This is a genomic window from Pseudovibrio sp. POLY-S9, assembly GCF_001431305.1.
In the GTDB taxonomy this organism is placed as follows: domain Bacteria; phylum Pseudomonadota; class Alphaproteobacteria; order Rhizobiales; family Stappiaceae; genus Pseudovibrio.
Window position 1 is genome coordinate 23,031 of record NZ_LCWX01000074.1, and the last position, 14,993, is coordinate 38,023.

A 14,993-nucleotide genomic window follows, 5' to 3' on the forward strand; every position below is an offset into this window, starting at 1 on the left:
TCTGGCCGCGCGGATAGAGATTGAGCGCCTTTTGGGCAGTGTTCTGGCTCCCCTGCCCTATCACACAACCATCAGCGTGTGCGCTGCCGTTTTGCAGGCGGCAACGCCCGGCCCACTGCGTGATGAGTGGGCGCACAAGCTCACATCCGGTCAGGCAACAGCAACGCTGGCACATGCGCCCATCGGGGCGCAAGCGGAGTGGACATCCACCCCATTTACTGCCCGGCAAACTGCCAGCTGCTACACGCTGACGGGCAAAAGTGGGCCGCTACTGAACCTTGCAATGGCTGATCTAGTGCTTATCCCGGCGCGCTGCGGGACAGAGCTGGTGGTGTTCGCTGTACCCGGCAAAGATCTGGCGCAGATGAGTGAGCCGCACAGCGCTCTGGATGGCAGCTTGAGTTTGAGCGGGCTCCAGCTCGACCAGTATGCCGTGCCGGACGCAGCACTGATTGACCGGGGCGAGGATTTTGCCGGACGCTATGAGTTGGTGCTGTGTCAGGCCCGGCTGGCGTTGGCGGCGCATATGATGGGCTCGGCCCGGGTCGCTTTTGACCTCACTCACCAATACATCTGCGAGCGTTCGCAGTTTGGTCAGGTGATCGGTTCCTTTCAGGCCATCAAGCATCGCATGGCTGATCTTTATGTGCAGCTGAACCGCGTTGATGCGCTTATTGATGGCGCGGTGAGTGATTTTGCTCAAGCAGCGGATCAGGACGTGCAGCGCATTGCCTGCGCGCAAAGCGATACGGCGGTGGTGTGGGCGAGCGAGCTTTTTTACAAGGTGAGTGCCGAAGCCATTCAGCTGCATGGCGGTGTTGGCATGACGTGGGAATACAGCCCGCAGCTGTTCTTCACCCGCGCCTCATCGTTGGCCGCGCTTATCGGCTCCGCTGATCAGATGTATGCCCGCCTTGGTCAGCAGCTGGTGGAGCACGCCTTTCCGATCATTCCGCACGGTGATGACAACATGGGCCTGCGCACAAAGGTGGGCGAGTATATGCGCTCCCATCTTAAAGGTGAGTATGCCGTATTGCGCGGGCGTGGCTACGCGGGCGATGGCGATGCTCTCATTGAGGAGCGCAAGGCGTGGGAGCGGGCGCTGGCAGCAGATGGCTGGGCTGGGCTTGGGTTGCCCAGCAGCGCAGGCGGGCGTGGATTTTCCATCAAAGAGCAGTTTGTTTTTTATGAGGAATATGCCCGCGCTGGGGGCCCCGGACGGTTGGGCCACATCGGCGAGGGCTTGCTTGCCCCAACCCTGCTTGCTTTTGGAACCGAAGACCAGCAGACGCGGTTTTTGCCCGGCATTCTGGCGGGCACCACCTTATGGGCGCAAGGCTACAGTGAACCCAATGCGGGATCGGATCTGGCAAATATTCAAACCCGGGCGCGTTTGGATGAGAGCGGTGAAAACTGGGTGGTTACGGGGCAAAAGACATGGACCTCGCTGGCCCATATCAGCGACTGGATTTTTGTGCTGGCCCGCGCGGGTGACGGGTCCGCTGGAAAAGAGGGCCTGGTCTTCCTGCTCATGCCGCTGGACCAGCCGGGCATTGAGGTGCGGCCCATCCGCCAGATGGGCGGAACCCAGGAGTTCAACGAGGTCTTTTTTGATGGCGCACGGGCCCGGCGCGCAGACACGATCGGCGCACCGGGAGAAGGCTGGACCGTGGCAACCACCCTGCTTGGTTTTGAGCGCGGCCTGTCCACACTGGGGCAGCAAATGGGGTTTGCACGCGAGCTGGAGCTGATTGTGGATCAGGTGCACGAGGGGGCGGATGATCCCTTTCTGCTTGCCCAAATAGGACGCAGCTGGGCAGGCTTGCGGGCCATGCGCCATGGGGCTTTGAAAACGCTTGGCGCGCTGGAGGCGGGCCGTGCCGGGCCGGAGGCGCTTGGCTACAAATATGAGTGGTCCCTCTGGCATCAACAGCTTGGCGAGCTTGCCATGCAGGTGCTTGGGACCAACGCCAGCGTGCTCAGCAAGCAAACTGAAGTTTTGAAACTGCAGCAGATGTTTTTGTTTTCAAGGGCAGAAACCATCTACGGCGGTACCAGCGAAATTCAGCTGAATATCATTGCCGAAAAAGGCTTGCGACTGCCGCACAGCCCGCGCCCGCCAAGACCAGCCCCAAAGAACACGGACGGGGCGCGTAATCAGAACCTATCTAAAGTTTAAGCCAGATGCAGGCGCGCACCGCGTGTTCGATCAGGGAACGGAGTGGAAATATGAGTGCAGATTGCCTGAGGACAGAGCTTACCAGACTTTTGGGCTGCCGATACCCCATCGTGCAAACGGCGATGGGCTGGGTGGCCACGCCGCGCCTTGTTGCCGCCACCACACAGGCGGGCGGGTTTGGTTTTCTTGCAGCCGCCTCCATTCCCCCCGGTCAGGTGGAAGCTGCGATTTTGCAGGTTAAAGCGCTGACAGATGGGCCTTTTGGCGTCAACTTTCACGGGTTTCAGCCCAATGCGGGTGAAGTTGTTGAGATGGTGCTGCGCCACAAGGTTGCAGCGGTCAGTTATGGGCGCGGGCCAGATGCTGCCATGATCGGCAAATTGCGGCAGACCGGAGTGACCTGCATGCCCACTGTTGGCGCTGTCAAACATGCGGTGAAAGCGGTGCAGATGGGTGCCAACGCCATCACCATTCAAGGCAGTGAAGGTGGTGGGCATACTGGCTCAGTACCCACCTCACTGCTGTTGCCACAAGTGCTTGAAGCGGTTGATGTGCCGGTGATTGCAGCGGGCGGTTTTTATAATGGCCGCGGCCTGGCCGCAGCGCTTGCCTATGGGGCGCAGGGCATTGCCATGGGCACGCGGTTTTTGCTCACCAAGGAAAGCCCTGTTCACCAAACCTCGCTGAGCCGTTATCTGCACACCAACGACCCAAACCAGATCCGGGTTTCGCGGGCAGCAGATGGCTTGCCGCAGCGGTTTATTGAAAATGATCAGTTGCGCACGCTGGAAAACATGGGCGTGCTGCCACGGCTTATGGCGAGCGTGCGCTATGCACTGCAGTTTCGCAAAGCCAATAAGTACAGCTGGGGAGAGGTGCTTGGCGTGCTGCGGCAGAGCCTGAAGGGTGAGGACGCCAGTTTTGCAGCAACCATTATGGCCCCAACGCTGCCGCGCCTGATTACTCGCGCCTTTATTGAGGGCGATGCGCAAAACGGCCTTTTGCCAAGTGGTCAGGCCGCCGCGTTGATTGATGACCTGCCCGAATGTGCGGCGCTGATTGACGCCATTGTTGCCCAGACCCGCCACCAGCTGCGCGTGCTCTCTCAATATGATGCTTCCCTTACCACCCCTGACCAATAGCGTGAGACTGATGACCGAACCTTTTGAGACCTCTATACGCAATCATATCGCTGAGATTACCTTAAATCGCCCCCCTGTTAATGCGCTGGCTGGCAAACACTGGCACCAGCTTGCCATCACAATCAACGAGCTGAGCAACAATCCGCAGGTGCGGGTTGTGCTGATCCGGGCGGAGGGCCGTGGATTTTGTGCCGGTGTCGACATTAAAGAGCTGCAAGTGCGGCCCGATATGATCGGCTCCGTCAACAAAGGCAATTACGACACGTTCAAAGCCATCCACCAGGCCAAAGTGCCGGTTATTGTTGCCATGCATGGGTTTGTGCTCGGCGGCGGCATTGGCATTTGCGGCGCTGCGGACATCGTCGTCGCCTCTGAGTGCGCCCGCTTTGGCGTGCCGGAGGTGGACCGCGGGGCATTGGGCGGCGGGGCGCATTTGCAACGACTGCTGCCCCTGCAAAAGGTCCGCTATCTCTATTTCACCGGCCTTGAGATGACTGCTCAGGAGGCCGCTCGGTATGGCGGCATTGAGGCGGTTGTCAAACGCGATCAGCTTCATGACCATGCCCGCGCTATTGCTGAAAAGATTGCAGAAAAGAGCCCGGCGCTGATTTCGCTTGCCAAAGAGGCGCTCAACGGCGTTGAGGCCAGCAATCTGGAGCGCAATTACCGCTGGGAACAAGGCTTTACCGCTCAGGCTTACTTGCACTCAGATTCTCAAATGACCCGTGATGCGTTTGTAACAACAGGTGAAAACGCCAATTTTTGAAGAAGGATTTCATCATGCTTGATGCTGCCGAGAGCGACCTACCTGTCTCTGCCTCGCCGCCCCGCTATGTGCAGGGCCACAATATGCTGGAGGATCGCGGGCTCCTGATCACCGCCGCTGCCGGGGTTGGCATCGGCTTTGCCACAGCCCAACGGGCGGTGGAGGAAAATGCCCGGATGGTGATTATTTCCGACAAACATCCAGAGCGGTTGGAACAGGCCACAGAAAAACTGCAAGGCGTGGCAAAAGAGCAAGGCAAGCAAACGGTTGTTGTTGGGCAAGTGGCTGATGTGACCTGCGAAGAGGAGGTGCAGGCGCTGGTTGATAAGGGCGATACGCTCATGTCCGGCCTTGATATTCTTGTCAATAATGCGGGGCTGGGCGGCACCAAAAACATCGTTGAGATGAGTGATCAGGAATGGTCGCTGGTGCTTGATGTCACTTTGAACGGCACGTTTCGCATGACCCGCGCAGCCCTTGCAAAGATGCAGGCACGCGGTGCTGGCGTGATTGTCAATAACGCCTCCGTTCTTGGCTGGCGGGCACAGGCCGGGCAGGCGCACTATGCCGCTGCCAAGGCTGCTGTGATGGCTTTAACCCGCTGCAGCGCAGTGGAGGCGGCCGCGCATAACATCCGCATCAATGCGGTTGCGCCCTCACTGGCCATGCATGATTTCCTGCGGCGCTCCGCTCCCGCAGAGCTGTTGGACAAGCTTTGCAAAAAAGAAGCCTTTGGCCGCGCTGCTGAGCTTTGGGAAGTAGCAAATGTCATCATGTTTTTAGCCAGCGACTACTCATCCTATATGACTGGCGAAGTGGTGTCAGTTTCTTCTCAACGGGCCTGATGGAGGGTGCCATGACACTTATTGCAAGATGCTGTGAGGACTTAATTGCCAATAAAAACATAGTTCTGGAGCCAACGGACTGGCTGACAATGACGCAGGAGCGCATTGACCTGTTTGCAGAGGCCACAGGGGATTTCCAGTGGTTGCATGTGGACCGCGAGGCAGCGAAAACCGGGCCGTTTGGCACAACCATAGCTCACGGTTATCTCTCCCTGTCTTTGACCAACTATTTCCTGCTCATGCTGCTTAAACCGGAGAATCTGGATTGGGGCGTCAATTACGGCGTCGACCGCGTGCGCTTTCCCGCCCCCATTCGCCAAGGAGATCAGATCAGAGCCCACGGCGTGCTCACTGCGGTAAAACCGCTAAGCGCAGTGGATGTGCAAACAACGGTGCGCATGACAATTGACATTAAGGGCGGCGAAAAACCCGGCTGTGTTGCAGATACGATCCAGCGTTATTCTTTCTTGCCCGAAAAAACCGAGCAACCAGAAGGGGTTGAGCAGGTATAGCCAGCCAATGCGCTGCACAAAACACGCAGCTCGTCCGGTTGGATGATTTCTCAAAGGCAAGGTCTCAATAGGATTATCAGGAAATGAAGCGCACCTGCCTTTCGGGGCTGTCCCTTTCAGACAGGCAGGCAAAGCAAGGACTTGCTATGAACAAACAGGTTTCACTGCAAACCGCCATTGGCTCGCTGCGCGATGGCATGATGATCGCCATTGGCGGTTGGGGCCCAAGACGCAAACCAATGGCGCTGGTGCGGGAGATTCTCCGCTCAGACCTGAAGGATTTGACCCTTGTCTCCTATGGTGGTCCGGAAGTTGGCATGTTGTGTGCAGCGGGCAAGGTGAAAAAAGTCATCTACGGCTTTGTTTCGCTCGATGTTATTCCGCTTGAACCTTACTTCCGCAAAGCCCGGGAAACCGGACAAATTGAGATTACGGAACTGGATGAAGGCCTGCTGAAGCTTGGCTTGCGGGCTGGGGCGGAAAATGTTCCCTTTGCGCCGACCCGCATTGGCCTTGGCACGGATATACTGACCTACAACCCCGAGCTGAAGGTGATATCCTCCCCCTATAACAGCGCGGAGAAGCTGGTTGCCATGCCAGCCATCAAGCCGGATGTTGCGCTCATTCATGTTTCCTACGCTGACTGGCTGGGCAACACCCAGACCCACGGGCGCGATCCATATTTTGATAGTCTGTTTGCCCGTGCAGCTGGTAATGTCATTATCTCGGCAGAAAGACTGGTCGACCGGCTGGATATTAGCTGTCCTGACACCAGCCAGCAGAGCCTGTTTGACCGCTCGCTTGTGGATGCGGTTGTCAGCGCGCCCTTTGGGGCCCATCCAACCACGGCGCATGATCATTATGGCTGGGACATGCAGCACCTGAAGCTTTATTGCAAATCCGCTGCGGACGAAAACGGGTTTGATGCATACCTGCAGGACTTTGTGGGCGCTGATGAAGCCGCCTACCTGACCAATGTTGGTGGTGCAGAGCATTGCAGCACTTTGCCGATCCCTCGATTTTAAAAGGTACTTGCCTCGTGAATATGGAACAGCAAACCTATACCACTGCCGATGTGATGATCTGCGCTGCGGCAAAAGCCTGGGAAAAGGACGGCGAGTTGCTGGCTAACGGCATTGGCAGCTTGCCACGCATTGCCGCCGGACTGGCAAAACTGACGCTCAACGATCAACTGATGCTCAGCGATGGCGAGGCGTTTTTGGTTGAAGAGCCCGTGCCGCTGGGATGCCCGGAAGAAGAACGCCCCAATCCATCCGGCTGGCTTCCTTATACACGCGTGTTTGATGTGCTGTGGTCTGGCCGCCGACATGCCATGGTGTCTCCTGTCCAGATCGATCAGTATGGTCAGGCCAACATTTCCTGCCTGGGTGATTTCAAAAAACCCAAGGTGCAAATGCTTGGCGCACGCGGTTTCCCCGGCAACAGCATCCACCATTGCAATTCCATGCTGGTGACACGCCACGACACAAAAACCTTTGTGAAAGGCGAAGTCGATGTGGTGTGCAGCGCCGGGTATAACCCACGCATGTGGCCGGATGAGATCATTCCTGAGACATTGCAGATTGGACTGATTGTGACGCCGTTGTGTGTGATGGATTTTAACGGCGATGACCACAAACCGCGCGTTGTCTCCCTGCATGCGGGCGTGAGCTTGGACCAGGTGCGCGACAACACCGGCTTTGACCTGCAGGCCGACGACAAGCCCGCTCAGACCGAAACTCCAAATGCGGCGCAAATGGCGATCATCAAAAAACTCGACCCGAACGGCATCCGCCTCTCAGCAGTTAAGCAGTAAGAATCTGGCCGGACATTCAGCAGGCACTCAACACCCCGCCAACCGCTTCCCCGTCCGGCCAGGTTCGCCTTACCGACGTTTAAATCAGCATATCAAGGCTAAAAATACGCAACCAACGCAAATCCTTTCAAACCGACGGCGGAGCGCTGCCTCTTAACACAAGGTAAGTGGCTCTGTTGCAAACATGTTTTAGAGCGTATTTTGTGTTATTTCAGTACGGTGGTTTAGGCGTTTTCGCTCTGAAGATGGTTTTCAAGGGCGTTGTTGCAGTATCCCCCTGACGTAGAGTATCTTCTCTGAAACTTCTCTACTTTATGCCATTTAAACAGACTGCTGATCGGCGTCACAAGTTCGATAAAGCTCAATTCAAAGTAACGAACTGGCCGGACTATAACGCGAGCTTGCGACGCCGTGGTGACATCACGGTCTGGATTGACGAGGTCGTCACTGAAGCCTGGTTCGCTCCGGCAAGTAATAGACCCGGAAGATCCACCACGTATTCAGGTCTTGCCATTGAAATCTGTTTGCGCGTCAAGTCTGTGTTTAGTTTGGCTTTACGGCAAACACAGGGATTTGTTTGCTCTGTGTTCGCGTTGTTGGATCTGACCTTACCAGTTCTAGACTATAGCACGGTGTCGCGTCGAACTGCTGGATTAAACCTTTCCAAAGTCAAGTCTGACAAGACTGCAGGCCCGGCTAGCCTTGTAATCGATAGCACGGGCGTGAAGATGTTCGGGGCTGGTGAATGGCAGGAAACCAAACATGGAACCAAGAAAAAGCGCAGAAAATGGCGAAAACTTCATCTTGGCCTGGATTTGGAAAGCGGCATCATTGCCTGCTGTGAATAGACGGAAGATACAGTTGGCGATCCAACTGTTGTCCGGATCTGCTGGACCAGATCGAGGGTTCTGTTGCCACGTTTCTTGGCGATGGAGCTTATGACGGAGCTGCGACAAGACAGGAAATAGCAGTTCGTTATGACGGTGTCGAGGTCATCATACCGCCGCCCAAAACAGCCGTCCCCAGCCCTGAGGCTGAGACCGCTCCCACTGCTCGTGATCGAGATATATTGGCCATTGAGAAACACGGCAGAATGGGGTGGCAGAAGCAAACCGGCTACGGGCGGCGCTCAAGAGGCGAGACCTTGATGGGGCGATATAAACAGATCTTCGGGACCGCGTTGAAGTCCCGTGATTTTGAAAACCAGAAGACGGAAGCCAGGATCAATGTCTCCGTCCTCAACACAATGGCTGCCCTCGGACGTGCGACGTTTGAGCGGATCATCGCGACCTGAGTTAAGCGGGTAAGGGCGAGTTGTAAGCTAAAGTTGATTTCTGCAACGACGTCGTGCAGTGCAGACTATATCAATACTATACTAGGTATATTTTAGGTAAAAAGTGAATTTAATTTATCTTTGAGCCTCCTTGGTATTACCTTCATCGCTCATCTCGGAGCCGCATGATGGTTTGTCGGCTGACACCATGTTTTCTGGCGGTTGCAGAGATACTCAAACCACTCTCCAGATCTTGAAGGGCTTCCTGTTTCTCTTGAGATGATAAACGCTGAGGTCTGCCGAGTGATTTACCTTCAGCCTTAGCTCGCTGAAGACCCGATTGCGTGCGCTCTACCAGAAGATCTCGCTCAAACTGGGCCACCGCATTGATCACATGCATGGTCATCTTCCTAGCAGAGCTGGCCAGATCAATCCCACCCAGTGCCAGACAGTGAACCCGAACGCCCACATCTGCCAATTGCTGCACTGTGGCGCTGACATCCATGGCATCGCGGCCAAGCCGGTCAAGCTTGGTGACTACCAGAACATCTCCAATCTCCAGCCGGTCCATAAGACGAGTAAATCCTGGACGGCGAGACATGGGCATGCTGCCAGATATGGTCTCACTGATGATGCGATGTGGCTCAACCGCAAACCCAGCAGCTTCGATCTCCTGGATCTGGTTCTCTGTCGTCTGGCCTGTTGTGGAGACCCGGGCATAAGCAAAGGTGCGTGACATCGAGATAGTTCCGTCCAAAATAGATGTTCGAAATTATAGATATGTCCATAATGCCGTCAATCTAATATTTGAACAGGCATTGGAGCCGTGTCCGCAAACCACCGTTTCTGGACAGGTTCATAATTAATGATCAACGTTATGTGGTCATAGTTGACATTCATCGGTGCATTGGCTTTCGCGTGTGCAGCAAAACGCTAGTGACCAATTGCGGTCATTCGCACTACATAGCGGCCTAGCCAACCAGCACGGCCACTCAACTACAGGTCAATCTCTTGCAGCTTCTTGCTCAATGCACGATTAAGGAGGTTGCCATGCATATGCATTAAAGCGCTCTTCGGCAAAAAATTCCAACAATAAGAAATGCCACTTAATCACTCTTGCTTGCAGATACGGGCTTTGTTCATACTCTTTAGGTGACTTTATTATATATTTCAGTCGATTAAGGCAGATGTCTCCAGTTATTTGACAAACACAGGTCAGTGTGTTTGTATTGTGTAGCGTTACACGATACAGTTCATTTGCATGGGCTAGGAGCAGAAAGAATGTCTAAGAGGCCGCAATCAAAAAATACAGATTGTCACATAGGTACGCATATCCGTGAGCAAGTGATACCTGTCGGCATGAGCGTAACGACGGCTTCAAAGCTTTTGGGTGTTGGTCGTCCAGCATTATCCAATCTTCTAAATGGCAATGCTTCATTATCACCAGAGATGGCGCAGAAGCTTGAGCGAACTTTCGATGTTAATGCGGAGGAACTGTTAGGTGTGCAAGCTTCAATGAGTGCAACAACCAGTGCAGCTAAAGGCAAGGCCGAAACCTCCAAGGTTTTTGTACCAGTATTTATGAATGTGACGTCACGAGATATCGAAGATTGGGGAAAGGATAGAATTAAGACTAGAAGCAGGCTCGCGGTCTTCATTCGCAGGCTAATTAACTCAACTGTCGACAATGTCATAGAGATCGACTTCCCTGCAAATGACGATAGTCAGCGACCTGGATGGGATGGGTACACGGTTACTCAAATCGGCAACAATTGGGTACCATCTGGCAAAGTTGGCTGGGAGTTCGGTACTAACAAAGAACCAAAACCTAAAGCTGATAAAGACTACATTAAGAGCCTTAATCTGCCCTCAGACGAGCGCCAACAAACGACATTCGTGTTTGTCACGACAATGCGCTGGCACGGGAAGAAGGCTTGGGTTGATGAGCGACGTGCCGAGAACCAATGGAAGGATGTTAAAGCCTATGATGCCAGTGATTTAGAGCAATGGATAGAACAATCTATCTCAGCACAAGTCTGGTTCTCAAACGAAACGAATGTTGCGTCAAAAGGCACATTAACACTTGATGCTCATTGGAAATCATGGTCGGCAGACTGTAGTCCGCCTCTGGCTCACTCTCTGTTTTCTGAAGCACTTGGTGGAGGCACACCTAAACGGCTTAAAAAAAAGCTTCATGATAACGACTCGATTACAATTACGGCAGACTCAAGCAGCGAGGGCTTGGCTTTTCTTAGCGCCGCTTTTCATTTGAATGAAGAGATGCACAGCGTACGGGATCGAATGGTGATCTTCACCGAGACTGGAGTTTTGCCGGGTTTGATTGCTCGAAATGTGGGGGTCATACCTGTCGTTGCGTCACCAGCTGTAGAACAAGAATTGGCTCCCTTGAAAGGGACTGTCCCAAGTGTTGTTGTTCAACACAAAAACATTCGCAGCTTAGATCCTGATTTCTCCATCAGTACATTGAGCGTTAAAGCCTTTAATGCTGGATTATCCGAGATGGGTCTAAAATCAGATGAAATTGATCGATTAAGTCGCACTTCTGGCAGATCTATCACCATTTTGCGACGAAAACTCTCAAGTACAGCCGCAATTTCCATTCCCAATTGGAGCTCGAACACTAGATTTGCTCGGTTTTTAATTCCGATAGCGCTTGCGGGGGCATGGGATTCTAGGTCTCAGGCTGACAAAGATATTCTTATGATGCTCAAAGGCGTGAACGACTACAATAATATTGAAAGGGAATTACTTGAGCTGCGAGATTTGGAAGATTCACCAGTCTGGACTGTTGGAAAATATCGTGGTGTAGTTTCAAAAATGGATGCGCTTTTCGCAATCTGTAATCAAGTTACTCCCGCTGAACTGGAGCGCTTCCTAGAGATAGCAGAATTAGTTCTTAGTGAAGATGATCCTGCACTGGACCTTCCTGAAGGTGAAAGGTGGCTAGCCGGTATACGAGACAAAAAAAGAGAAATCTCAACACCATTGCGTGAGGGGATATCGGAAACGCTTGTATTGCTTGCTGTCTATAGTTCTGAACTATTTGAAGATCGACTCGGTTTCAACCCAGCAGATCGTGTTACTTTGTTAGTGAGAAGACTGCTGTCTCCTTTAACAGGGCGTTTGCTTGAAGCTCAGTCTAATGACCTGCCAATGTATGCTGAAGCAGCTCCAGATGAGTTACTGACGATTCTTGAAGAAGACCTCAGCCGCACGCAGCCAGCAGTGTTTGATGTTATCCGACCAGCTGGAACTGGACTATGGGACACAAACCCGAGAACTGGTCTGCTTTGGGCATTAGAAAATACCGCTTGGGCTCCTGAGAGACTAAGTCGCGTAGTCAATATTCTAGCGCATCTTTCAGAAAGAAAACTCGATGATAATTGGGTCAACAAACCCATAAACTCCCTTGGGTCACTGTTTCGATGTTGGTTGCCACAGACTTCTGCTCCAATTGAAGGGCGTATTGCTGCTTTAGAGCACCTGGTGACCCAGAATCCCAAAGTAGCTTGGCCAATTTGCCTAGCACAATTCGAGCCAAAATCGAGCTCAGCTAGCCCAAATCACAGGCCGAGTTGGCGGCCTGACGCGAGAGGTGCGGGTAACGGGGTTCCAAGAACCGAAATTTATGAAATGTCGCGACGTGCACTTGACCTTGCCTTGGGGTGGACAAAACACGATGAAAAAACGTTAGGTGATCTAGTCCAATGCGTCAGCTCTTTTCATGAGGACGATCAACAGACTGTTTGGGAGTTGATTGATAGCTGGTCACAATCTGCATCGGAAGAGGAAAAAGCCAAACTTCGAGAAGTGATCCGTAGGTATACCATGACTAAACGGGCGCTGAGACATAGTAAGAAAGATGGCGAGCCGCAGCAGAATGCAAGAATGCTTAGAGCAGCAAAACGTGCATACAATGCACTCCAGCCTAAGGACATTGTGCAGCAGCATGCTTGGTTGTTTGTAAACAATTGGGTGGAATTGTCTGCCGATGAGCTCCACGGCGATGAAGAAGCTATTGGTGAAGCCCGCGAAGTTCGGATTGAGAAAGCGCGAGCAAAGGCAGTGAAAGATGTCTTTGCATCAGAACGCTATGATGGTCTTATTCGGCTTGCTCACGTTGGGGATGGTGGCTTTCAAGTTGGCTGGTTTACAGCGCAGGCACTAGAGACAGCGGAGACATCCTTAGTGCTAATCCAGAAAACCTTGAAAACCGATCAAATGACAGACAGTCAGCAGGAACGAAACTTATTATCAGGATTAATGCATGGAGCCATGAAGTTTGGTGGGCTTTCAGGACTTTTCAAGGCAATGAAAGTTGGGCTAGACCATGATGCACTTCAGAAGATGGCATTGTTAGCGCCATTTGGCAGGCAAACATGGGATTTTGTAAATTCTCTTGGTGATGACGCCAGCAAATACTATTGGCAGAATGTTCATGCCGGATTTATTCGCGAGCAAGATGATGATTTGAACTATGCAGTAGGACAGCTTTTAGAAGCTGGCAGGCCTCTTGCGACTTTCGGGCTTATTCGCTTTCAGCAGGCAGCGGTTCCTCCTAAAACTATATATCGTGCTTTAAATGATGCCACTACCTCTCCTGAAGATTTACGCAGCTATCGCCTAGATAGTTACACCGTCAAAGAAGCCTTTAAGTACTTAAATGATAGCGGTGAAATCAGTGTAGACGACATGGCATCACTTGAGTTCAAGTATCTCGCGTTATTTGAGAGAGAAGACACAGCAATCCCTAATCTAGAGCGTCAGATAAACGATAATCCGGAAATGTTTGCACATGCGATTGCATTTGCTTTCAAGCGTTCAGATGATCAAGATGATCCTGTAGAACTTCAGGCACCAGATAAGGATTGGGCTACGAACAGAGCGGAACAAGCATATCGTCTGCTTGATAGACTGAAAAAAATTCCTGGTCGAAATGAAACGGGCGAGTTAGATGCTGAACTTCTTCTCTCGTGGATCGTCTCTGTTAGATCTTTCTTAAAGAAATGGGCGCGCGCCGACATCGGCGACAGTCAACTCGGGCAGTTATTGGCGAAAGCTCCTCTAGGCCTTGACGATATATGGCCATGTGAACCAGTACGCGATGCCATGGAAAAAGTGCTTAACAAAGACATTAGTCGCGGCTTTATGATTGGTAAGATCAATCTTAGAGGAGTTCATTGGCGCGATGTAGGGGGGAACCAGGAGCGTAAACAAGCTGCCCAGTTTAATCAGTGGGCTGACGCTACATCATATCAATATCCTAAAGTAGCTAAGGTTCTACGTGAGATTCGAGATAGCTATTTGGCCGATGCTAAACGCGAAGATACCGAAGCCAACATCAGAAAACGCTTAACTCCTAATTAAGTGCGAGACTAAGCCTAACTGAGTTCAATTGAAAATTCAAACTGAGGTGTGTGGAAGTGATGGAGCTGATCTTCTGGTGTAGATGATCAGATAGTGAAGCTCAAAGAAACGTTCAGAATAGAAAAAGGCTCAGGTTGCAGCCTGAGCCTCCAATCTTAATTTTGTATCGTGTGCAAGGGGCTAGACGGTGCAAAGCCGCTCTTGATACTCAAATTAGTCTCCTAAGAAGGCCGATTTGTAGTTCAACTCGAGAGAAATGGCAATATACGCCCCGAGGAGAAATAGCATGGCTAAAAAATCGACGAAAATCGGTCGAAGTGCTAAAACTGGTCGTTTCACGACCGTTAAACAAGCACAAGAGAAAAAGTCTACGCATGTCGTTGAGACAATAAAGCGTAAGTAAGTAAAATGGACAGCCGCATTCAGCGGCTGTCCCACACGTTTAAGGTGAACATCAAGAATTTCCTTACATTTGTTAGTAATGATACAATCAAGAGCAACAAAGTTGGTAAGATTGGATTTACTAGAAGCTGCGACTGGTTACTGAACGATTTTCTGTACTCGTGAAAGCCGGCCCACCGTTGAAAGTCAGGAATGAGGCTGAGAAGCCAATTAGGCAAACTCTTGAAAGCATCCATGGCATTTTTTTCGGGGGGCGCGCTAGCTCAACCCACGATAGAATCGCTCGAAGGTCAGCTTCTGGCCCTCGACACTAGCAACTGCCTCTCACTTGCCGGAGTTTTCGCAGTGCATTGAACCTCAGCAAAGTCCGCATCTTACCATCTCATACTCCGAGATACTAACGACAGTCACCCAGCATGTTCTTTAATTGTTCTGATTTTTGGCCACTTTTGCAGCTTGGGGCCTTTTAGGCCTATTTGAGCCGGTGCGCTTATTGGTTCAGCTGCCGCTGCCATTTTCAAAGAAACCAGGATGTTCCTGATTTACGCCAAAGTGAACAAGCCGAGTTTTAAATCTTCGGTTGATCTGGTCTACTGCTGTCGCCAGCTTCTCGTTCGGATTTGGCTTGCCAGGTTCCGGAGAGGTGAATAATTCACCGGATCTTTCTGCA

At 52.2% G+C, this 14,993-nt stretch carries 11 protein-coding genes; 10 read left to right on the forward strand and 1 reads right to left on the reverse strand.

Features of this window, described 5'->3' with window-relative positions; genetic code table 11:
- From PPL9_RS31130 to PPL9_RS34755, 9 genes are all read left to right on the forward strand, one after another.
- On the forward strand, positions 1 to 2,179 hold a 2,179-nt coding region (locus PPL9_RS31130), incomplete at its 5' end, for an acyl-CoA dehydrogenase family protein (protein ID WP_161831218.1).
- Between the two features lie 50 nt (positions 2,180 to 2,229).
- On the forward strand, positions 2,230 to 3,321 hold the full coding sequence (locus PPL9_RS05565) for a nitronate monooxygenase (protein ID WP_057461767.1): 1,092 nt from the start codon (positions 2,230 to 2,232) through the stop codon (positions 3,319 to 3,321).
- 10 nt (positions 3,322 to 3,331) lie between these two features.
- On the forward strand, positions 3,332 to 4,087 hold the full coding sequence (locus PPL9_RS05570; RefSeq protein ID WP_057461768.1) for an enoyl-CoA hydratase family protein: 756 nt from the start codon (positions 3,332 to 3,334) through the stop codon (positions 4,085 to 4,087).
- Between the two features lie 14 nt (positions 4,088 to 4,101).
- The gene (locus tag PPL9_RS05575; protein WP_057461774.1) at positions 4,102 to 4,932 is read left to right on the forward strand and encodes an SDR family oxidoreductase; all 831 of its coding nucleotides are present in this window, start codon (positions 4,102 to 4,104) and stop codon (positions 4,930 to 4,932) included.
- A gap of 11 nt (positions 4,933 to 4,943) precedes the next feature.
- Complete coding sequence (locus PPL9_RS05580; protein WP_057461775.1) at positions 4,944 to 5,444, forward strand: MaoC family dehydratase; 501 nt, start codon at positions 4,944 to 4,946, stop codon at positions 5,442 to 5,444.
- An 83-nt stretch (positions 5,445 to 5,527) separates the two neighbouring features.
- On the forward strand, positions 5,528 to 6,469 hold the full coding sequence (locus PPL9_RS05585) for a CoA-transferase (protein ID WP_244273352.1): 942 nt from the start codon (positions 5,528 to 5,530) through the stop codon (positions 6,467 to 6,469).
- 20 nt (positions 6,470 to 6,489) lie between these two features.
- A complete protein-coding gene (locus tag PPL9_RS05590; protein WP_057461769.1) occupies positions 6,490 to 7,260 on the forward strand; it encodes a hypothetical protein in 771 nt (256 codons plus the stop codon).
- Positions 7,261 to 7,574: 314 nt separating this feature from the next.
- Positions 7,575 to 8,108, forward strand: coding sequence for an IS5 family transposase (locus tag PPL9_RS34110; RefSeq protein ID WP_244273353.1), 534 nt, complete (start codon positions 7,575 to 7,577; stop codon positions 8,106 to 8,108).
- A gap of 50 nt (positions 8,109 to 8,158) precedes the next feature.
- Positions 8,159 to 8,554 carry a hypothetical protein gene (locus PPL9_RS34755; RefSeq protein WP_348271968.1) on the forward strand — a complete coding sequence of 132 codons (396 nt, stop codon included), beginning with the start codon at positions 8,159 to 8,161 and terminating at the stop codon, positions 8,552 to 8,554.
- A gap of 142 nt (positions 8,555 to 8,696) precedes the next feature.
- Here the strand turns inward: PPL9_RS34755 and PPL9_RS05600 are convergent, their stop codons facing one another.
- Entirely contained in the window at positions 8,697 to 9,272 is a 576-nt protein-coding gene (locus tag PPL9_RS05600; RefSeq protein WP_057461770.1) for a recombinase family protein, read from the reverse strand.
- Positions 9,273 to 9,814: 542 nt separating this feature from the next.
- Between PPL9_RS05600 and PPL9_RS05605 the strand changes: the two genes are divergently transcribed.
- On the forward strand, positions 9,815 to 13,921 hold the full coding sequence (locus PPL9_RS05605; protein ID WP_057461771.1) for a helix-turn-helix domain-containing protein: 4,107 nt from the start codon (positions 9,815 to 9,817) through the stop codon (positions 13,919 to 13,921).
- The last annotated feature ends 1,072 nt before the right edge of the window (positions 13,922 to 14,993 follow it).

Bases quoted from the DNA above. Each gene is read 5' to 3' on its own strand.
- PPL9_RS05565 (WP_057461767.1), top strand. From the start codon at position 2,230: ATGAGTGCAGATTGCCTGAGGACAGAGCTTACCAGACTTTTGGGCTGC.
- PPL9_RS05570 (WP_057461768.1), top strand. From the start codon at position 3,332: ATGACCGAACCTTTTGAGACCTCTATACGCAATCATATCGCTGAGATT.
- PPL9_RS05575 (WP_057461774.1), top strand. From the start codon at position 4,102: ATGCTTGATGCTGCCGAGAGCGACCTACCTGTCTCTGCCTCGCCGCCC.
- PPL9_RS05580 (WP_057461775.1), top strand. From the start codon at position 4,944: ATGACACTTATTGCAAGATGCTGTGAGGACTTAATTGCCAATAAAAAC.
- PPL9_RS05585 (WP_244273352.1), top strand. From the start codon at position 5,528: ATGAAGCGCACCTGCCTTTCGGGGCTGTCCCTTTCAGACAGGCAGGCA.
- PPL9_RS05590 (WP_057461769.1), top strand. From the start codon at position 6,490: ATGGAACAGCAAACCTATACCACTGCCGATGTGATGATCTGCGCTGCG.
- PPL9_RS34110 (WP_244273353.1), top strand. From the start codon at position 7,575: ATGCCATTTAAACAGACTGCTGATCGGCGTCACAAGTTCGATAAAGCT.
- PPL9_RS05600 (WP_057461770.1), bottom strand. From the start codon at position 9,272: ATGTCACGCACCTTTGCTTATGCCCGGGTCTCCACAACAGGCCAGACG.
- PPL9_RS05605 (WP_057461771.1), top strand. From the start codon at position 9,815: ATGTCTAAGAGGCCGCAATCAAAAAATACAGATTGTCACATAGGTACG.